The 19189-nt window shown below is 67.9% G+C and carries 18 protein-coding genes and 1 pseudogene; 7 read left to right on the forward strand and 12 right to left on the reverse strand.

The features are described from left to right. Positions 1 to 20: 20 nt before the first annotated feature. The gene (locus AMYHA_RS05735) at positions 21 to 1457 is read right to left on the reverse strand and encodes a M1 family metallopeptidase (protein WP_157361842.1); all 1437 of its coding nucleotides are present in this window, start codon (positions 1455 to 1457) and stop codon (positions 21 to 23) included. A gap of 13 nt (positions 1458 to 1470) precedes the next feature. Between AMYHA_RS05735 and AMYHA_RS05740 the strand changes: the two genes are divergently transcribed. Beyond that, entirely contained in the window at positions 1471 to 2241 is a 771-nt protein-coding gene (locus tag AMYHA_RS05740; protein ID WP_034268703.1) for an alpha/beta fold hydrolase, read from the forward strand. Between the two features lie 32 nt (positions 2242 to 2273). On the opposite strand, the gene AMYHA_RS05745 is transcribed toward AMYHA_RS05740, so the two are convergent. The 4 genes from AMYHA_RS05745 to AMYHA_RS05760 form a co-directional block, all read right to left on the reverse strand. Beyond that, positions 2274 to 3239, reverse strand: a complete 966-nt coding sequence (locus AMYHA_RS05745) for a peptidoglycan recognition protein family protein (protein ID WP_034268707.1) — start codon at positions 3237 to 3239, stop codon at positions 2274 to 2276. Between the two features lie 177 nt (positions 3240 to 3416). Beyond that, positions 3417 to 4337 carry an HhH-GPD family protein gene (locus tag AMYHA_RS05750; RefSeq protein ID WP_051399580.1) on the reverse strand — a complete coding sequence of 307 codons (921 nt, stop codon included), beginning with the start codon at positions 4335 to 4337 and terminating at the stop codon, positions 3417 to 3419. A gap of 60 nt (positions 4338 to 4397) precedes the next feature. Beyond that, a complete protein-coding gene (locus AMYHA_RS05755) occupies positions 4398 to 4883 on the reverse strand; it encodes a beta-class carbonic anhydrase (protein ID WP_034268710.1) in 486 nt (161 codons plus the stop codon). 91 nt (positions 4884 to 4974) lie between these two features. Beyond that, positions 4975 to 6090 carry a LacI family DNA-binding transcriptional regulator gene (locus tag AMYHA_RS05760; RefSeq protein ID WP_034268712.1) on the reverse strand — a complete coding sequence of 372 codons (1116 nt, stop codon included), beginning with the start codon at positions 6088 to 6090 and terminating at the stop codon, positions 4975 to 4977. A 183-nt stretch (positions 6091 to 6273) separates the two neighbouring features. On the opposite strand from AMYHA_RS05760, the gene AMYHA_RS05765 reads away from it, so the two are divergent. From AMYHA_RS05765 to AMYHA_RS05775, 3 genes are read left to right on the forward strand one after another with little or no spacing between them, the layout of a single operon-like run. Further along, entirely contained in the window at positions 6274 to 7293 is a 1020-nt protein-coding gene (locus tag AMYHA_RS05765; RefSeq protein WP_051399581.1) for a metal ABC transporter solute-binding protein, Zn/Mn family, read from the forward strand. After that, positions 7290 to 8123 carry a metal ABC transporter ATP-binding protein gene (locus AMYHA_RS05770; protein ID WP_034268714.1) on the forward strand — a complete coding sequence of 278 codons (834 nt, stop codon included), beginning with the start codon at positions 7290 to 7292 and terminating at the stop codon, positions 8121 to 8123. The genes AMYHA_RS05765 and AMYHA_RS05770 overlap by 4 nt, the downstream gene beginning before the upstream one ends. 2 nt (positions 8124 to 8125) lie before the next feature. Continuing rightward, positions 8126 to 9013, forward strand: a complete 888-nt coding sequence (locus tag AMYHA_RS05775; RefSeq protein WP_034268716.1) for a metal ABC transporter permease — start codon at positions 8126 to 8128, stop codon at positions 9011 to 9013. Here AMYHA_RS05775 and AMYHA_RS05780 read toward each other — a convergent pair. After that, a complete protein-coding gene (locus tag AMYHA_RS05780; RefSeq protein WP_231104640.1) occupies positions 8976 to 10199 on the reverse strand; it encodes a DUF445 domain-containing protein in 1224 nt (407 codons plus the stop codon). The genes AMYHA_RS05775 and AMYHA_RS05780 overlap by 38 nt on opposite strands. 3 nt (positions 10200 to 10202) lie before the next feature. Continuing rightward, the gene (locus AMYHA_RS05785) at positions 10203 to 11429 is read right to left on the reverse strand and encodes a DUF445 domain-containing protein (RefSeq protein WP_157362470.1); all 1227 of its coding nucleotides are present in this window, start codon (positions 11427 to 11429) and stop codon (positions 10203 to 10205) included. Between the two features lie 249 nt (positions 11430 to 11678). Here AMYHA_RS05785 and AMYHA_RS05790 point away from each other — a divergent pair, with 249 nt between their 5' ends. Beyond that, complete coding sequence (locus AMYHA_RS05790) at positions 11679 to 12743, forward strand: hypothetical protein (RefSeq protein ID WP_034268721.1); 1065 nt, start codon at positions 11679 to 11681, stop codon at positions 12741 to 12743. On the opposite strand, the gene rlmB is transcribed toward AMYHA_RS05790, so the two are convergent. The 5 genes and pseudogenes from rlmB to AMYHA_RS05815 form a co-directional block, all read right to left on the reverse strand. Next, on the reverse strand, positions 12678 to 13646 hold the full coding sequence (gene rlmB / locus AMYHA_RS05795; protein WP_034268724.1) for a 23S rRNA (guanosine(2251)-2'-O)-methyltransferase RlmB: 969 nt from the start codon (positions 13644 to 13646) through the stop codon (positions 12678 to 12680). The genes AMYHA_RS05790 and rlmB overlap by 66 nt on opposite strands. Further along, on the reverse strand, positions 13646 to 15031 hold the full coding sequence (gene cysS, locus AMYHA_RS05800) for a cysteine--tRNA ligase (protein ID WP_034268726.1): 1386 nt from the start codon (positions 15029 to 15031) through the stop codon (positions 13646 to 13648). Before cysS ends, rlmB begins: the two co-directional genes overlap by 1 nt. A 153-nt stretch (positions 15032 to 15184) precedes the next feature. After that, on the reverse strand, positions 15185 to 15658 hold the full coding sequence (gene ispF, locus AMYHA_RS05805; protein ID WP_034268729.1) for a 2-C-methyl-D-erythritol 2,4-cyclodiphosphate synthase: 474 nt from the start codon (positions 15656 to 15658) through the stop codon (positions 15185 to 15187). Then, on the reverse strand, positions 15655 to 16368 hold the full coding sequence (gene ispD, locus AMYHA_RS05810; RefSeq protein WP_051399582.1) for a 2-C-methyl-D-erythritol 4-phosphate cytidylyltransferase: 714 nt from the start codon (positions 16366 to 16368) through the stop codon (positions 15655 to 15657). Before ispD ends, ispF begins: the two co-directional genes overlap by 4 nt. Positions 16369 to 16466: 98 nt before the next feature. After that, a pseudogene (locus AMYHA_RS05815) lies at positions 16467 to 16940 on the reverse strand (CarD family transcriptional regulator); the annotation flags it as partial. Positions 16941 to 17247: 307 nt separating this feature from the next. Between AMYHA_RS05815 and AMYHA_RS05820 the strand changes: the two are divergent. Together AMYHA_RS05820 and galK are read left to right on the forward strand one after the other, a co-directional pair. Then, positions 17248 to 17841, forward strand: a complete 594-nt coding sequence (locus AMYHA_RS05820) for a copper chaperone PCu(A)C (protein WP_034268732.1) — start codon at positions 17248 to 17250, stop codon at positions 17839 to 17841. Positions 17842 to 17879: 38 nt separating this feature from the next. Then, positions 17880 to 19013, forward strand: a complete 1134-nt coding sequence (gene galK, locus AMYHA_RS05825) for a galactokinase (protein ID WP_034268734.1) — start codon at positions 17880 to 17882, stop codon at positions 19011 to 19013. Positions 19014 to 19189 lie beyond the last annotated feature (176 nt).

Below are 19189 nucleotides of genomic sequence, written 5' to 3' on the forward strand. Positions count from 1 at the left end.
GGACACGGCGTCGGGAGTGCCTACGGCCGCAGTGTGCCGGGGTAGAGGTGCTCGTCCGATGGGATCTCGTCACCCCGGAACCACACGTCGAAGAACTCACCCAGCTCGACATCGGTGCGCTCGCTGACGAACTGTTCGAACTCCGGCCACGAGGCGTTGCCGTGCTGGTGTTCCTGCGGCCATTCCCGCAGCACCTGGTCGAAGACGTCGTCCCCGATCGTGCGGCGCAGCGCGTGCATGGCGAGCTTCGACTTGCCGTACATGCCGTCGAACTCGTTGCCAGCGCCCATCTCGTGCAGTTTGCTCTCCCAGAACGAGTCGTCGCCGCTGAGCTGATCCACCTGTTCGCGGTAGAAGCGATCGAGGTCCGTGTCGTCCTTCGCCTCGGCCCACAGCCATTCGCTGTAGCTGGCGAAACACTCACTCAGGCACAGATCGGACCAGGACTCGATCGTCACCGAGTTGCCGTGCCACTGATGGGCGTATTCGTGCACGACAGTGTCCAGATCAGCCCAGGACGCGTAGGTCGGTCGCCCCTGGGTCTCCAGCGCGAACGAGATGCTGTCGCTCATGTAGATCCCGCCTGCCGTGCGCTGCGGGTACGGCCCGAACTTGCTGCTCAGAAACTCGACGATCTCCTCGGCCCGTGCCTCGAGTTCACGCTTGCCCTCCTGACCGGGCGCATACGCGGACAGCACGGGTGTGCCGTCGTCCAGCCGGGACCGCTCGACGGTGAACTTGTCGATCGCCACCGTGGTGACGTAGCTGGCGGCAGGGTTGGTCTCCTCCCAGGTGTAGGTCGTCCAGCCATCCTTGGTGCGCCGCGAGGTCTGCTTGCCGATCGACACCGCGACCCAGTCCTTTGGCACCCGCGCGGAGAGCGTGAACGTCGCCTTGTCGCGTGGTGTCTCGTTGACCGGATACCAGAACGACGCCGAGTGCGGTTCGCCGAGCGCGTAACTGCCTCCTGACGACGTCGTCAACCAGCCGACGGTGGCGAACTCGTCCTCGTCGGTGCTGGTCGGCTCGCCGTTGTAGCGCACCCGAGTGACGACGTCGTCGCCCTTGCCGATCGGCTCCGCGGGCGTGATGACCAGCTCGTGTTCGTGCTTCCGGGCGAACTCTGCCTGTTCATCGTTGACCGTCACGGACTTCACGTCGAACCCGCGCAGGTCGAGGTTGAAGCGGGTCAGCGGTTGCGTGGCTGTCGCGGTGATCGTGGTGTCGCCGTCGAGGTGCTTGCGATGTGGGTCGTAGCTGATGTCGACGTCGTAGCCGCGTACGTCATAGCCGCCGTTTCCCTGGGTGGGGTAGTACGGATCGCCAGCGCCCGCCGCGCCGTGGGTGGGCTTCGTCGCCGTCGGTGGGGCCTCCTCGGCGTCGCGGGCCGGGCCGGTACACCCGGTTAGGGTAAGCGCGAGGCAGCAGAGCAGCAGCCGCTGTGGAGAGACAGTCACACGAGGAGCCTAAGTGACGCAGCGACCGTGGGTCGTCGATTTCGGCGGGACGGGGCAGCCGATCGTCCTGCTGCATGGGCTGATGGGGCGCGCCCGCACCTGGTGGCCGGTGGCGCGATGGCTGACCGGGCACGGCCATGTCGTCGGTCTCGATGCGCGGGCGCACGGACGCAATCCGTACCGCGCCGCGTGCCGCACCGAGGACTTCGTCGCGGACGTCGCCGCGCTGATCCGCTCGCTCGACGCGGGACCCGCGGTGCTGATCGGTCACTCCATGGGCGGGCTGCACGCGTGGATGACGGCGGCGCGGCATCCCCAGCTGGTGCGGGCCGTCGTCGTCGAGGACATGGCACCCGACCAGCGGGGCAGGACCGTCGAGGCGTGGCGGGGGTACTTCGAGTCGTGGCCGGTGCCCTTCCAGTCGCTGGCGCACGTGCGGGAGTTCTTCGCCCCATACGGTGACTACTTCGTCGAGTGCATGACCGAACGCGAGGACGGCTACTACCTGCTCGCCGATCTGAACGAGCTGTACGAGATCGCGGCGGAGTGGGGCGAACGGGACTACTGGGACGACGTCGATGCGATCAAGTGCCCATTGCTGGTGGTCGAGGCTGAGCACACCGCGATGCCGATCGGGCAGCAGGCGGAGCTAGCCGCGAGGGTGCCGGACGGTGAGCACGTGCGGATTCCCGGCACTGGCCACGTCGTCCACGCCGACGCGCCGGAGGCATACCGCGACGCCGTGGCGGGGTTCTTGCGGCGCGTCGCGGCGCGCGGTGAATGACGCTTCCCGCATTGGCCGCGGTGAAGGCTCCTTCAGCGCGCCAGCGCCAGCCGCCGCTTCCACTCCGACGCCGACCGTTCCTGCCCGACCAGCAGCGGCCAGATGTCGGCGCCGAGAAACCCGCGTTCGTCGACGTGTGCGCAGGCGGCGCAGCCTGGCGTGTCGAGGCCGTGTGCCGCGGCGATGTCCGCGACCGCGGCGCGGGTCTCCGGTCCGAACACGCCATCGGCGGGCACCCGCGCGCCCCGCTCCCGCAGCAGTCGCTGTGCCACCCGCACCCGCTCGCCCTCATCGCCGGGCCGTAGCAGCGGCCACTCCGGCACCGACGGCGGCAGCGGTGTGCCGAGCCGTCGCGCCACGGTGCCGCGCAGCTCGACCAGCCGCCCGTAAAGGACGTCGCCGGGGCACTGCGTCGAGTTGAAGTCCCGGTGGCCCATGATCAGCTGCGGCGGGATGTCGTACTGGTATGCCATGTAGGTGACCAGGTCCGACAGTGCGTCCCACAGCGTGTCGGGGGTGTCTTCCTTGGTGTAGAGGCCTTCGTTCTCGATCCCGATCACCCGGCTGTTGAAGTCCGCGACGTTCGTGCCCTCCACGTGCCGCTTGCCCTCGCGCAGGATCTCCAGGCTGCGGTGCCTGCCCTCGGTGATGTGGCCGCCCCTGCTGATGGTGAATTGCTGCCCGGTGTCGATCCACCCACGCGAATCCATGTGGAAGTTCTGAATCGCCCGTGAGATCTCGAACGCGTGCTCGCGGGACACGTCGTCGGTGTTGCCGGGTTCCACGGTGTGATGGACGACGATGTACGTCGGCGGATGATCGACGACGACGATGTCCTCGCTTGGTGGGCGGGCCTCCCATTCCGCCGTGCCGTAGATCGTCGGCTCGGTGATGTGGCCGGACGACGTAGCCCGCGCCGTGCGTGCCGTCAGCCCTCCGGTGACGGTCGCGGCCAGCCCCGCACCGAGCAGGGTGCGGCGACGGAATCCCGGTGACATCGTGATTTCTCCCCTGGTGAAACGCACGGATCAGGTGCGTGGGGGACGTTAATGCCGGGTGTGACCGCCGACAACTACTGACACGTCAACCGAACGGGGCACGTCTCACCGCCAGCAGGCGAACCGGCGATACAGCGGCGCCGGCCGACGGCTCAGACCCGCGGTGGCCCAACCACGTCAGAGGTGTTCACCAGGGAGCGAGAATCGCCCATCCGCCGTCTGCTCGACGAGGCCATCTTCGAGCAGCGAGAACAGGCAGCGATCGCGCTGCCCCGCGGCGTGCCACACGGTGTCGAGTCGCGTTTTGGGCACGGGCTCGCTGGTGCCGCGCAGGACATCGAGCAGCAGGCCACGCACCTGCCGGTCGGTGCCAGCGAAGCGCTGCACCGGCTTGGCGGGACCGTCGTAGGCTGGCTTGCCAGCCTGGTACCACGCGCATGACGACACTACGGGACAACGGCCGCATTCTGGCGCCCGTGCGGTGCATACCGTCGCCCCGAGTTCCATCAGCGCCGCGGAGAACCGGGCGGCCTTCTGCTCTGGCAGCAGCTTCGCCACGTCGGCCATGTCGCGGGTGTTCGACGGCGGCCCGGCGTCACCAGCACCGTGTACGACGCGGGCGACGACTCGGCGCACGTTGGTGTCGACGACAGGGACCCGCTGGCCGTAGGCGAACGCGGCGACCGCCCGTGCGGTGTACGCGCCTATGCCGGGCAGCGCGAGCAGGGTGTCGACGTCCGATGGCACGACGTCGTCGTGTTCTTCCGCGATGACCCCGGCGGCGGCGTGCAGTCGCAGTGCCCTGCGCGGGTAGCCGAGCTTGCCCCACGCACGCACGACCTCGCCCTGGCTTTCCTCGGCGAGCGCGGATGGCCGGGGCCAGCGCGCGAGCCAGTCGTGCCAGATCAGCTCCACCCGTGCGACCGGCGTTTGCTGCAGCATGATCTCGCTGACCAGCACGCCCCAGCCATCGCAGTCGGGGTCGCGCCATGGCAGGTCACGGGCGTTGGCGTCGAACCAGCCGATCAGGGTTGTCGCGTCGATCGGGCTCGTCGCATCGATCTGGCTGTCGCTGGGGGCACGGGTCGCGTCCGTCATAGCGCCTGTGATTGTGCCTCTGCCCGGCCGCCATCAGGCGGCCACCCTCGGCGTCGGCGGTTACGAGACCTCGCTCAGCGCGCCGGTGTTGATGTCGTAGACGAAGCCACGCACCTGGTCGGTGTGCGGCAGGAAGTCGCTGCGCCGCACCCGGTTCATCGAACGGCGCACGCTGTCCTCGACATCGGTGAACGCCTCAACCGACCAGGTGGGCCGCAGCCCGGTCGCTGACTCGAGCTCGTCTTTGAAACCGTCCTCGGTCACCGCGCTGACCCCGCAGCCGGTGTGTTGCATGATCATGACCTCGCGGGTGCCGAGTTTGTGCTGGCTCAGCGCGAGCGACCGGATCATGTCGTCTGTGACGACGCCTCCCGCGTTGCGCATGACGTGGGCTTCACCATCGCGCAGTCCGAATGTCGCCGCGACGTCGATACGCGCGTCCATGCAGGACAGGATCGCGACCCTCAGGGCTGGCTCGGCCGGTCGGGATTCCTTTTCGAGGCCGAGTTCCTTGTTGCGGGTCATCAGTTCTTCGATCGCGGTCACATGCGCCTCCTCGACTCCTTGTGCGCACCTATTCCAGCGGGACAGCGGGCAGTGGGCAAGGTCAATTAGAGCAACGCCACGTCGCTGGTGGTTACGGCCCGAACCAGTGCTGTTCGGCGGTGCGCGGCGGCGCCGACGTCTTGCCGATCCGCAGTTCCGTCTCCAGTGTGATGACCTGCTGGTTGACCGGGTTGCCCTGGCCACGCCGGGTGGGGTCGAGCAGCAGATTGCCCGCTGACCGGCCCTTTTCCCGCACGGGCTGGTACACGGTGGTCAGCTCGGCGCGCTCGGCATCGGATATGCCGTCGAATCCGGTAATGGTGATGTCGGCTGGCACCCGCAGCCCGCGCCGCCGCACCTCGTTGAGTGCGCCGAGCGCGAGGATGTCCGAGGTACAGATGATGGCCGTGACCTGCGGATTCGCGTCGAGCATTTGGCGTGCGGCCGATGCGCCCTCATCGAGGGTGTGCTCGAATCGCTCCACGACGGGCACGGTCGACCAGTCGACACCGACGGCCTCGAATGACTCCGCGAGCGTGGTCAGCCGGGTGCGCTGCACGTGGTAGTGCGCCTTCTCCTGCCGCTCACGCGCGGCGAAGCCGTCGTTGCGGTCGCGGGCCAGTCGCATGCACAGCACGCCGACCTCGCGATGCCCCAGCTCGATCAGATGGTAGGCGAGCGTGGTCATGGCCGCCGCGTCGTCCGGTCCGACACGGTCGACGCCGGAGAGCACGGGCTGGTCGATGATCACCGTGGGTACCGGCCGCTGCAGGACGGCGTTGAGGTGCGGGTCGTCGTCTGGCACCGAGTAGACGACGAAGCCGTCCACCCCGGCGCGATGCACCGTCGCGACGTCTTCCTCGCCGGGCCGCGCCGGCACGAGCTGCACGCCGACCCCAGCGTCCTCGCAGGCCAGCGCCAGTCCTTCCAGGACGCCGAGCGCGGCAGGGTCGCGGAAAGCGTAGGAGAGGTTCTCGGTGAGCAGCAGGCCGATGGCGCCCGCCTTGCGGGTACGCAGCGATCGCGCGACCGGATCCGGCCCCGGGTAACCGAGCTGGCGCGCGGTGTCGAGCACCCGCTTGCGAAGCTCTGGGGAGAGCTGGTCAGGGCGGTTGTAGGCATTCGACACCGTCGTGCGCGAAACACCCAGCTCCGCGGCAAGGGAGGCAAGCGTCGCTTGCCGTCTGGTGCGAATCGGCCGACCCATAACTAGGAACCGTAACGGTTCAGAACATGTTCTGAGAAGCCGACACCATGCTGATGCGAATCTGGCATGAACGTTGTGGTGACCAGCACAAGAAAAAGGTGATGCGCACAGCCACTCTAATGGGGTACGTTGTTGACAACGGTTTCCATTATAGATTGGCACGCAGTGACGGGAGTACGTCGAATGATCACGATTGGGGTGCGCCGTGCGGGGTACGCGGTGGCAACGGCCAGCGCGCTCGCCTTGGCTGTCACCGGCTGTGGCGCGGATGCGAGTGACGCCGCCGATGACGGCACTATCCCGGTCGTGACCTCGACCGATGCCTGGGGCAGCGTGGTCAAGGCCATCGGCGGTGACCAGGTGTCGGTCACGTCGATCATCGACGCCTCTGACGGCGACCCGCACTCCTATGAGAGCACCGCGCGCGACGGGATCGCCTTCGCCGACGCCAAGCTGGTCCTCTACAACGGCGGCGGCTACGACGACTTCGCCACGCAGCTGGCCGAACAGGCGGCGGAGGCGCCGGTGCTCAACGCCGTCGAGCTGTCCGGCCACGAGGGCGGCGATGAGGAGGGTGCTGACGAGCATGCGGGCGAGGGTGCCGAGCACGGCGATGAAGGCTCAGGGGACGAGCACGCCACTGAAGGCGACGAGCACGGCCACGATCACCATGACGGCTTCAACGAGCACGTCTGGTACGACCTCCACACCGTCGCCTCGGTAGCCGACGCTGTGGCACACGAGCTCGCCGAGATCAAGCCCGCCGAGGCCAAGACGTTCGAAGCCAATGCCAAGGAGTTCACCGCCGGGCTGGAAGACCTCGAGGCGAAGCTGGCGGCCATCGGCGAGGACAACCCCGACGCGAAGGTGATCGCCACCGAACCGGTCGCGCACTACATGCTGGAGGCCGCTGGCCTCACCGACGTCACGCCGGACGATTACCGCGATGCCATCGAGAACCAGACTGACGTGCCCGTGCTCGTGCAGGACGAGGTGCTGAGCAAGGTCACCGACGGCGATGTCGCTGCCGTCGTCAACAACCCGCTGACGCAGACTCCGATCACCGAACGACTTGTCGAGACGGCGAAACAAGCCGATATTCCAGTTGTGGACATCACGCCGACCCTGCCCGCCGACGACACCAGTTACTTGGACTGGGTGAACGCCGAAGCGGACGCGCTGCGCGCGGCGGTGAGTGGGTGACTGAACCGGTCATTCGGATCAGGGATGCGAGCCTGTCGTTCGGGCCTCGCACCCTGTGGTCCGGGATGAACCTGGACGTCGAGCGAGGCGAGTTCCTCGCCGTGCTCGGCCCGAACGGCTCCGGCAAGTCCACGCTGTTGTCCGTGCTGCTCGGCCAGCAACGGCTTTCCTCAGGCACCGTGCACGTGGCCGCGCGCGGGCAGGAGATACGCGCGGTCCCCGGGGGGCCCGCACCTCGCGGGGTCGGCTACATCCCGCAGCAGGGTGTCGTCGAGTTCCCCCACGCGCTGCGCGGCACCGACCTCGTTGGCCTCGGACTCGACGGGCACCGCTGGGGCATCGGCCTGCGTGGCGCCGCGGAGCGCAGGCGCAGGGTGGCTGAGGCGATCGACGCCGTTAGCGCGGGAGCGTTCGCGAACCGGCCGTTGTCGTTACTGTCCGGTGGCGAGCAGCAGCGACTCCGGGTGGCGCAGGCGCTCGTCGGCGAGCCGGACGTCTTGCTGTGCGACGAGCCGTTGCTCTCGCTCGACATCGCCAACCAGCGCGCGGTGAGCGAACTGATCGAGCGGCGGCGCAGGGAAGCGGGCACCGCCGTCCTATTCGTCACGCATGAGATCAATCCCGTGTTGTCCTATGTGGACAAGGTGCTGTACTTGGTCGACGGCAGATTCTCCATCGGCAGCCCGGACGAGGTGATGACGTCGGCGACACTGTCCGCGCTGTATCGGACCACAGTGGATGTCGTGCGCATCGGCGGCCAGATCCACGTCACCGGGCCGCACAGCGCGGTCTGCGAGGACGACCCCCATCACTCTCACCCGCAGGCGTGACCATGGAAGACTTCTTCGACCTCGACCTGATGCTCAGGGCGCTCGAGCTCGACTTCGTCCAAACCGGACTGCTGACGGCCGCGATCCTCGGCGTGGTGGCCGGTGTCGTCGGGCCGCTGATCGTGATGCGCCGCATGGCGTTCGCGGTGCACGGCACGGCTGAGCTGACCTTCACCGGTGCGGCCGCCGCGCTGCTTGTCGGGGTGAGCGTCGAGTTCGGCGCGCTGGCAGGTGCGGTGATCGCCGCGCTGCTGCTCGCGCTGCTCGGCGGCCGATCGAGCGAACAGGACTCGGTGATAGGGGCGGTGCTGGCGTTCGGGCTCGGCATCGGAGTGTTCCTGCTGTGGCTCTATCCCGGCCGCGCGGGCAATAAGTTCGGCCTGCTCGTCGGGCAGGTGATCGCGGTCGACGAGGCGAACCTGATGGTTTTCGCCGTCTCCGGCGTCCTCGTGATCGGTGTGCTCGCGCTGGTCTACCGGCCGCTGCTGTTCGCCATCGTCGATCCGGTCGTCGCGGCATCGCGCGGGGTGCCAGTCCGGCTGCTCATGCCGGTGTTCGCGGTGCTCGTCGGCATCGCGACGGCGCTTGGCGTGCGCACCGTCGGCGTGCTGCTTGTCATCGCGCTGCTGGTGACACCGGCCGCCGCCGCCTGCCGCGTGACCTCGTCGCCAGTGGTGGCCACTGTGCTCTCGGTGATCTTCGCCGAGGTCGCCGTGCTTGGCGGCATCGTGCTCTCGCTCGCGCCTGGTGCGCCGATCAGCCCGTTCGTCACGACGATCGCGTTCCTGATTTACCTGGTGTGCCGGGTGATCGAGCGGCGAAGGCGGGTCGCGACCCGTAGCGGTGGTCAGCTCAAGCCAACAGCAGCAGCAACTGCAACTCGCCAATGACAGCCCCGATGACGCCACCGACGGCGATCAGCTTCGGCTCCTCCTGCTTGAACGCGGGCCGCAGCACGCTTTCGTACTCGGTGGCGGGCAACGCGAGCATGCGGCGTTCGATCATGCCCGCGACGTCCATCGCATTGGTCAGATAGCCGTTGGCGTTGCGGGCGGCGTCCGGGATCACCGGCATCGCCTTCAACGCCGCCGCCCGGTGCAACTGGCCAACCGCGACGTTGCCGCCGGTCGCGGCGAGCAATGGCCGGAACACCCGCGTCTGCTCGTTGACCGCGTCGGCGACGACGTCCTGGATGAGCGCGAGCATCCGGTCTGCCCGGGGTCCACTGAGGACGGCGGCAAGCATGTTGGGCACCGTTAGCACCTCGTCCGCGATCAGCCTCGCACAGCGATGCGCCACCTCGGTGCGCCTGCGGTGGAAGCTGCCCTGCACCCGCCAGCCGAGGATCGAGACCTGTTCGCGCGGCCGGAATACCAGCGTGATCGCCAGCCAGTCAGTGAGGAGGCCGATCGCGGCGCCGAAGATCGGCATCACCAGCGGCTCCTTGGTCAGCGCCCACACCACTGCTTGCGCCATGCCGATGACGAACCCAAGCCAGATCCCGGAGCGGGCGATGAACGTCAGTTCCGGTCGCGCCAACTCCCTGACGATGCGGACGAGGCGGTCGTCGTCGCGGGTGAGCTGGGCGAGCGCGAACTGCTTGACGTCCACGACGGCGTCGATGTTCTCCCGTAACTCGCTGAGCAGTTGGGCGACGATGTGCGGCGACGCCGCCTGCACCTGCTTGATCACCATGTCCTGCGCGAGCGGTGGTAGCGACTCCCAGATGGTCGGGTGGTGCTCGGTGATGACGTCGCGGGCGATGGCGTCCACCGCGTTCAGCAGCGGCTGCTCGATCTCGGTGTTGATGCGGTCGACGTCGATGCGGTCGAGGACCTCGCGCGGATCGATCAGCCTGCTGGTGAGCAGTTCCGCCGCGATGCCCGCGATGCGTCCGCTGTGCTTCGGCACGACGCCCTGCCAGCCGAGTGTGCGGCGTACCGGGCGGAACATCATCTCGATGGCGACACGCTTGGTGACGTAGCCGATGAGCGCGCCGATGACCGGGATCGCCGCGTAGAGCAACCAGTTCTGGCTCAGCTCGGCAATCACCGCCACCTCCGTGGTCTTCCGCACGCTCTAGTGCAGCATCAGCAGCACTTGCAGCTCACCGACCAGCCCGCCAATGATCGCGCCGACGGCGATCAGTTTCCACTCGTCCTGCCGGAACGCTGGCCGCAGCAACTGCTCGAACTCGAATCGGTTCAGCCGACGCATCCGCTCCACAATGGTGTTGCGGACGTCGAGCGCGCCCACAGCGTAGTCCTCGGCGTGGTGCACCGTGGCCGGGACGCGCTCCATCGCCTTCTGAGCGACGGTCGCTTTCATCTCCTGGAACCGGTTCGTTCCGACGGCGGCGACGACGAACGGTTTGATGATGCCAGCCTGCGCGTCGACGGTGCGCTGCACCTCGCGTTGGATGAGCGCGAACAGCCGGTCGGACTTCGGGCCGGTCAGCACCGCCTCGACGATGCGCGGGACGGTGATGACCTCGGCGGCGATCATGTCGCCGTAGTCCGCGGCCACCTGATCCCTGCGCTTCTGGAACACGCCTTGCCAGGTGAATACGCCGAAGAACTTCCTCGGCTCGCGCGGCAGGAAGATCATCTTCAGCGCGAGCCAGTCGGTGACCCAGCCGATCAGGAACCCGAAGATCGGCATGACCAGTGGTTCGTGCGTCAGCGTCCACACCGCGAGCTGCACCAGCCCGAGCGCGAACCCGAAGTAGATGCCGGACCGTGCGATGAAGGTCATCTCCGGGCGGGAGATGTCGCGAATCAGCCGGTTGAGCAAGGCTTTGTCGCGGACCAGGTTCGTCACGACCATGTGTTTGAGGTCGAAGACGTCCTCGATGTTGTCCGAGACCTGCCTCATCATCTTCGCGATGGCCCTCGGCGCCTGTGCCTGGACGCGTGCGAGCAGCATGCGCTGTGCCCGCGTCGGCAGCATCTCCCACAGTTGTGGCTGATACTGCTCCATGACCTCGCGGATCACCTCGTCCACGGCGTCGAGCAGCGGTCCCTCGATCTCCTTGGCGATCTGCTCGGGATCGAGTCGGGCGAAGATCTCGCGCGGGTCGACGAGGTTGCGAGTGAGGGTTTCCGTCGCGATGGTCGCCATGCGGTGTGCGTTCGCGGGGAGAACGCCCTGCCAGCCGAGGTATGGCTCGATGCCGACGAAGTCCAGTGGGCGGAACATCATCTCGATCGCGACGCGCTTGGTGACGTAGCCGATCAGGGCGGCGATGAACGGGATGGAGGCGTAGATCGGCCAGCTGGCGTGCACGTCGGCCACGATGGCGTCGATGTCCACCCAACGCTCCTTACCGATCTCGCAGGTCCACCAGCGAAAAACGGTAGCCCTCGTTGCACGATCCGGTTTGTCCGGGGGATACGGATCGTGTCAAGGGTTACGCGGGGCGTTGGACGACGCCTTCCCCCCGCGCTGGCCGTGGCGAAAGCGTTGTTCATCACACCTTGGCGATCCGAGCGAAGCGGACCTATCCGACAGGCACGTGATATGACTACCGGACCGATCACGGGAAGGGGAGGCGACGTGACGCAGGAGATGGATCGCTCAGCGGGCGTGCGGGCGACGGAACCGCCGCGAGGTAGCCAACCGGGCCGTGCGCCGGAGGTGCAGCGGACGGCGTACCACGTCGCGGGCGTCCTGTTGCTGCTGTACGGCATGGTGTCCATAGCCTGGCGCGTCTACGGCTTCGGTGTCGCCGATGTGACCGTGTATTCGCCGTTGGCCGTGCTCACTGACCCCGACGAGAACCCGATGGGGTTCGCGTTGCTGTCGCTGTACGAGTGGGGTTTCGCGGCCGCGATGCTCGTGGTGGCGCTGTTCCTGTTCGCGCGACGCACCGCGGCGCGCGGCGGCGCGATCTGGATCGCCTGTCTGTTGCTGGCGGGTGTGCTTCGGCAGGCGTTCGCGCTGCTCTCGGAGGAGTATCGCGAATCGATTCTCGCCGCCGACCTGGGATGGTTGCTGCTCGCGACCTATGTGTTCTGCGCTGTGGTGGGTGCCGTCGTTCTCGTCGCGATGCTGCGTGCGCGGGAGGCCGACGACGTGCCGCGCGTCGGGCACGCGGTCGCGTACCGCGTGGCCGGGGTGCTGCTGATCGTGCTCTCGCTGAACAACCTGAGGTTGCTGGTGTGGAATCCCGCGCTGGACTACACCGCGACGGATGTGGCCGACTACGCCATGTGGAACCTGCGCCTGATAGCCAGTCCCGGAAACGCGAGCATGGAAATGGCCGTCGGTGCCTCGTACCTCTACGGTCTGCTCGCCACCCTGTCCATGTTGGTTATCGGTGTCCTCGCGCTCCTGCGTAAGCGATTCGTCCGAGGCGCGGCCATTGTGGTGCTGTCGATCGAGCTCTACGGCGTCGCTGTCGCGCTTGTCTTCCCGTTGGTGGGCGCGAGTTGGGCATCGGCAGGTATCGCCGTCTCGTACGTCGCGGTGACGCTGGTCATCCCGCTGATGGTGATCGTCGCCCTCGTCGTGTTCGCCAGGGACAGCGACAAGCGGGCACTGGCCAGCGACCGGTCACACGCGCCCGGCAGCCCTGCGCTTGCGGGCGACCTCGGCGAGCAGGACACCGGCGGCGACTGAGGCGTTCAGCGACTCGACAGCACCGGCCATCGGGATCGACACGGCGGCGTCGCACGTCTCGCGCACCAGCCGCGAGAGCCCCCTGCCCTCCGAACCGAGGACGACGACCAACGGCTCCGTCGCGAGGTCGAGCCCGTCGATGTCGGTGTCGCCGTCGGCGTCGAGACCGACCACCATCAGTCCCTCTGACGCGTACGCCTTGAGCTGGCGGGTCAGGTTCGTCGCCACCGCGATCGGCAACTGCGCCGCCGTGCCCGCGCTCGTCCGCCAGGTCACCGCCGTGACGCCCGCGCTGCGCCGTTGCGGCAGCAGCACGCCGTGCGCGCCGAACGCGGCTGCGGAGCGAATGACCGCGCCGAGGTTGCGTGGGTCGGTCACGCCGTCAAGCGCGACGAGCAGCGGCGGATCACCGGACTCCCGCGCCACTCGCAGCAGCTCTTCCGGCTCGGCGTAGTTGAACGTCGGCACCTGCAGCCCAAGGCCCTGGTGGAGGGCGTTGCGCGTCTTGCGGTCCAGCTCGTCCCGGGGGATCTCCAAGATCGAGATGCCCTTGTCCGCGGCGATGCGCACCGCCTCTTTCACCCGGTCGTCGGCGTCGATGCCAATCGCGACGTACAGTGCCTCGGCGGGCACATCGGCGCGCAACGCCTCGGCCACGGGGTTGCGGCCAGCGATCAGCTCGGGCTGCTGCGCCTTTTTATCCCGCTGTTGGGCCGCCTGGTGGCGGGCCTTCGATTTGGCGATCGCGCGCCGCTGCTTCGGGTGTCCCGGGCGCATCTCCGCCCTTGGGGTTGGCCCCTTGCCTTCGAGGCCCTTCGACTTTTGGCCGCCGGAGCCGGTGACGGCACCCTTTTTGGTGCCTGGCTTGCGGATCGCGCCCTTGCGCTTCGAGTTGCCTGCCATCAGTCGGATTTCACCTGCCATGTTGGGCCGTCGGCGGTGTCCGCCACGGCGATTCCAGCGGCGATCAGCCGGTCGCGCACGTCGTCCGCCGTGGCGAAGTCGCGCGCGGCCCGCGCCTGCTGCCGCTGCTCAAGCATGCCCTCAACCAGTGCGGTGAGCGCCTGCTGCGTGCCATTGTCCGCGCCGCGCTCGGCCTGCTCGGTAAGCGGGTCGATACCGAGCACACCGGTCATGCCGCGCACCGCCGCCGCATGCTCCGCGACGAGCTTGTCGTCGCGGTCGTCCAGTGCGGTGTTGCCCTCGCGCACGGTGTTGTGGATGACGGCGAAAGCCTGCGGGGTGGCGAGGTCGTCGTCTAGCGCGGCGGCGAACTCGGCGGGCACCTCGCCCGCCTCGATGTCGCCGACCTGCGACGTGGCACGGCGCAGGAACTGCTCCACGCGCCGGTAGCCCTGCCGCGCCTCGGCGAGTGCCTCGTCGGAGTACTCGATGGTGGAGCGGTAGTGCGGTTGGATCAGGTAGTACCGCAGCTCCTGTCCGGTCGCCTTCTCCAGCATCGCCGGGATCGAGACGACGTTACCCAGCGACTTCGACATCTTCTCGCCCGACATCGTCACCCACGCGTTGTGCAGCCAGAACCGCGCGAAGCCGTCGCCTGCCGCACGTGACTGGGCGCGCTCGTTCTCGTGGTGCGGGAACACCAGGTCGACGCCACCGCCGTGGATGTCGAACTCCGAGCCGAGGTAGGACGTCGCCATCGCGGAGCACTCGAGGTGCCAACCCGGCCTGCCGTCACCCCACGGCGTTGGCCAGGACGGCTCGCCCGATTTCGCGCTCTTCCACAGCGTGAAGTCCCGTGGGTCCCGTTTGCCTTCGGCAGCCGATTCGCCCTGCTGCACCTCGTCGAGCCGCTGCCCAGACAGCTTGCCGTAGTCCGGGAACGACTGGACGTCGAAGTAGACGTCGCCGCCGGAGACGTAGGCGTGGCCGGAGTCGATCAGCCGTTGCATCAGCTTGATCATCTGCGTGACGTGCCCGGTCGCGCGCGGCAGCGCGGACGGCGGCAAGCAGCCGAGCGCGGTGTAGGCGGCCTCGAATTCACGCTCGTGGGTGTAGGCCCATTCCCACCACGGCCTGCCGGCATCGGCGGCCTTGGTGAGAATCTTGTCGTCGATGTCGGTGACATTGCGGACGAACAGCACGTCGAGGCCGTTGTGCATCAGCCAGCGGCGCAGCACGTCGTAGTTCAGCGCGCCGCGAATGTGGCCGATGTGCGGGGTGCCCTGCACGGTGGCACCACAGACGTAGATCGAGGCCTGGCCAGGCTGGGCAGGCTCGAACGGTCGCGTGGTCCGGGTCGCGGTGTCGTGCAGATGCAGTGTCACGCCGAAATGGTACGGGTTTGCCCTGATCCGCGAGCTACAGGGCGGGGCGGAGCCGCGAGCCGCACCCTATTCGCCGCGAGTCGCACCGTAATCCGCGTGAGTTGCACCTTGTTTGGCGCGAGCTACACTCAGCGCCCGCCCCGAGCCGCACCCTCACTCCACCGGCAACAGCAGGGCGGTGGCGATAGCGGCGATGCCTTCGCCGCGCCCGGTGAGACCGAGGCCGTCGGTGGTCGTGCCAGACACGCTTACCGGGCCGCCGAGGACGTCGGACAGCAACTCCTGGGCCTCGCCACGCCGGGTACCTATCTTCGGCCGGTTGCCGATGACCTGCACTGATGCGTTACCGAGCCGCCAGCCAGCCGCGTCGATCCGCATGCGCACCTCGGCGAGCAACTCCGCACCGTGGGCGCCGGACCAGCGTGGATCGCCGGTGCCGAACACCGATCCGAGGTCGCCGAGTCCCGCGGCGGACAGCACCGCGTCGCACAGCGCGTGGGCCGCGACGTCGCCGTCCGAATGTCCGGCACAGCCATCGACGCCCTCCCAGAGCAGGCCAGCGACCCAGCACGGCCTGCCTACCTCGATGGGGTGGACGTCGACGCCCTGACCGACGCGCGGGTTCACGCTTCCTCCTTCGGCGCGAGAACCGCCTCGGCGATCGCGAGATCAAACGCCGTGGTGATCTTCATGGCATCCGGATGTCCTGGGACGGTGCTCACGTTCTCGCCAAGTTGCTCGACAAGCCCGGCGTCGTCGGTGGCCGCATCGAACCCAGCCGCGTGCGCCGCACGGATCACGGCGTCGGCGAACCCCTGCGGGGTCTGCACCGCACGGAGGACGCCGCGGTCCTGCGTCGCGGTAACCACCCCGGCGGCGTCGACCACCTTGACGGTGTCAGTCACCGGGAGCACCGGGATAGTGGCGGGAGCGCCGCCGTGGACGGCGTTGACGACGGCGCGGACGACCTCACCCGGCGCGAACGCGCGCGCGGCGTCGTGCACCAACACGACGTCGTACGCACCAGGCGGGACGGAATCGAGCGCGAGCCGGACCGACGAACTCCGGTCATGGCCGCCGACGACAACCTCGCAGCGCCCCCCGAAGGGCGCGAGGACTCGAACGAACTCGTCGTAGTAGTCGTGCGGTGCCGCGATGACGACCGCATCAACCACTCCGGAGTCGAGCAAGCCACTAACAGCGCGTGCGAGCAGCGAGACGTCTCGGACCTCTACCAGCGCCTTGGGCACCGGCGAACCGAGTCGCTCACCCCTGCCAGCGGCAGGGACTATCGCGACGACCTTTGGTCGATCAGGCTGGGAATTCTGGCCGGGCAAGTGCCCTAGCCGTCAATTCCCTGGGGAGCACCGGCGACACCGACGCCGATCCGCTCATCGCCCGCTGCCGCACCATCACCGGCCCCGGCTGTCTTCTCCAGGACCTCGTCCAGCAAGGTCTCCGCCTTGCCTTCGTCGGTGCCTTCCGCGAGTGCGAGCTCGCTCACTAGTATTTGCCGCGCCTTCGCCAGCATCCGCTTCTCACCAGCGGAAAGGCCACGATCTTTTTCTCGCCGCCAGAGGTCGCGCACCACTTCGGCCACCTTGTTCACATCGCCGGAAGCGAGTTTCTCGAGGTTGGCCTTGTACCGACGAGACCAGTTGGTTGGCTCCTCGGTGTGGGGAGTGCGTAGCACATCGAAAACGTGGTTCAGGCCGTCTTGGCCCACCACGTCGCGAACCCCGACGATCTCGGCGTTGTCCGCGGGGACACGAACAGTGAGATCGCCCTGCGCGACCTTCAAGACGAGGTACTGCTTCTCCTCGCCTTTGATCACACGGGTTTCGATTGCTTCGATGAGTGCGGCACCGTGGTGCGGGTAGACGACGGTCTCTCCGACCTTGAAAACCATGTGTCCTCTGCCCCTTTCGCTGCTTCCATGCTAGCACGCGGCTTACCGGTGCCCCCACTGCCCCGGCATCCGTCATCGCAGGTCAGCGGCCTAAGCATACGACGGAGGGGCTTGACAAAACAGTGGTTTGCATGCTCATGCAGGTGGTGGCCCACCGTCCTCGGCCCAACAGGGGTGTCTACTGTGGATCCCACTGGCCCCATGGCGCTCCCACACGGGCCGATCGGGGTAGTCACCGACTTCGCGATACCGGACAGGCGTTAGGCTTTGCACGCACTTATCCGGCACAGGAAGGACACCGGAGCTCATGCGGCAGCAGAATGGTCGCTCGTTTGGTAGGCGTCTCGCGGCAGTGACGGCCGGGATCGCGGCAGCAGCGCTCCTCGCCAGCTGCAGCACCGGGCAGATCACCCAGACTGACACTCAGCTCGCCGCCGTCAACGGGGATGGCGCAGCCGTCGGCCAGCTGCGCGTCAGCAACGCTGTGCTCGCCTACCCCGAGGATGACCAGCGCGTGTGGGTGAAGGGCTCCGACGTGCCGGTGACCATGTCCATCGTCAACAACGGCGAATCGGACGAAAAGCTCAGCTCGATCAGCTCGCCTATTTCTCGCGACGTCGCCATCGAGGGCGACACGACGATCAAGGCGCACAAGGCACTCACCGTCGACGGCGGCACGGCCAAGGCGCCGAACCCGCCTGGCGGCGAGATCGCGGCGGGCGAGGTCGGCACCGCGAGCGTGACCCTGCGGAACATCAACCAGGACCTGTTCCCCGGTCAGGTCGTGACCGTGACGCTGACCTTCGCCGACGCGGGCGCCGTCGACCTGCGGGTGCCGATCGAGGCGCCGGACGAGCCGCGCACCGCCGAGCCGCACGACGAGTCCGACTCGGCGCACTGACCCGCTAACGCGAGGAGCCAACGCACGGAGGTGGCTCGGTGTCCGCTGACTTCCGGGGCGAGTTCGGATATTCGCCCGCCGGAACGTGGGCAGCCCCTGGCCGCATCAACCTCATCGGTGAACACACCGACTACAACGACGGCTTCGTGCTGCCGATCGCGCTGCCGCACCAGGTCACGGTGACCGCTGCCCGTCGGGACGACGACGTGCTGCGGTTGGTCTCTCGCCAGGCTGGCGGCCGTGTCGAACTGCGTATCGACGACCTCACGCCTGGTCGCGTCACCGGCTGGGCAGCCTATCCGGCTGGTGTCGTCTGGGCCCTGCGGCAGCGAGGTCACCCGCTGCACGGCCTTGACCTGCTGATCGACGGCGACGTGCCACCTGGTGCGGGGCTCTCATCGTCTGCCGCCCTGGAATGCGCCACCGCGTTGGCCGCCGCCGAACTCTACGACGTCGACCTCGCCGGTCGCGATCTCGCCGAGCTTGCCCGGTATGCCGAGAACGAGTTCGTCGGGATGCCGTGCGGCGTCATGGACCAGGCCGCGTCGGTGCTCTGCACCGCTGGACACGCGCTGCTGCTCGACACAAGGAGCATGGCCGCGACCCAAGTGCCGTTCGATCCGGCCGCCGAGGACCTCACTCTGCTGGTCATCGACACCCGCGCGCCGCACCGGCTCGTAGATGGCGCGTACGCCGCGCGACGTCGTTCCTGCGAACGCGCGGCGGTCGTGCTCGGCGTCCCCGCGCTGCGCGACATCGGCAGTGATGACCTCGACCGGGTGCTCGCTGCGCTACCGGAGCCGGAGCTGCGCACACGCACCCGGCACGTCGTCACCGAGAACGACCGGGTCGAGCGGTTTGTCGCGCTGCTACGGGCGGGCAGGATCGCCGAGGCGGGGCCGGTGCTGACGGCGTCGCACGTCTCGCTGCGGGACGACTACGAGGTCACCAGTCCGGAACTGGACACCGCGGTCGAGGCCGCGCTCGCGGCTGGTGCGGTTGGCGCACGGATGACCGGCGGCGGCTTCGGTGGGTGCGTCATCGCGCTGATCGCGCGGCAACGCGTGGAGCAGTGTGTCACCGAGGTGCGGCAGGCGTTCGAGCGCAGCGGCTTCGCCGCGCCAGCGACGTTCACCGCGGCGCCCTCCGACGGCGCCCACCGAGTGGCGTGAGCGCGGTGTTGCCTCCCTGCTGCTAGCGAGATCTTTGTCGAACCTGAAGGCCCGGATCGTTGGTCGTGGTTCCATCCGAGCGCGTTGGCGTAGGGCAATGGCGCGGCCCGCAGGGACGATGCTCCCGCCTCACGATGGCGCGTCCCTCGACGCGATCTGCTCGCCATGAGTCGTCA

Origin of the sequence: Haloechinothrix halophila YIM 93223, from assembly GCF_000504245.1 — a bacterium.
In the GTDB taxonomy this organism is placed as follows: domain Bacteria; phylum Actinomycetota; class Actinomycetes; order Mycobacteriales; family Pseudonocardiaceae; genus Haloechinothrix_A; species Haloechinothrix_A halophila.

Bases quoted from the DNA above. Each gene is read 5' to 3' on its own strand.
- AMYHA_RS05765 (WP_051399581.1), top strand. From the start codon at position 6,274: ATGATCACGATTGGGGTGCGCCGTGCGGGGTACGCGGTGGCAACGGCC.
- AMYHA_RS05750 (WP_051399580.1), bottom strand. From the start codon at position 4,337: ATGACGGACGCGACCCGTGCCCCCAGCGACAGCCAGATCGATGCGACG.
- AMYHA_RS05820 (WP_034268732.1), top strand. From the start codon at position 17,248: ATGCGGCAGCAGAATGGTCGCTCGTTTGGTAGGCGTCTCGCGGCAGTG.
- AMYHA_RS05775 (WP_034268716.1), top strand. From the start codon at position 8,126: ATGGAAGACTTCTTCGACCTCGACCTGATGCTCAGGGCGCTCGAGCTC.
- rlmB (WP_034268724.1), bottom strand. From the start codon at position 13,646: ATGGCAGGCAACTCGAAGCGCAAGGGCGCGATCCGCAAGCCAGGCACC.
- AMYHA_RS05760 (WP_034268712.1), bottom strand. From the start codon at position 6,090: ATGGGTCGGCCGATTCGCACCAGACGGCAAGCGACGCTTGCCTCCCTT.
- AMYHA_RS05745 (WP_034268707.1), bottom strand. From the start codon at position 3,239: ATGTCACCGGGATTCCGTCGCCGCACCCTGCTCGGTGCGGGGCTGGCC.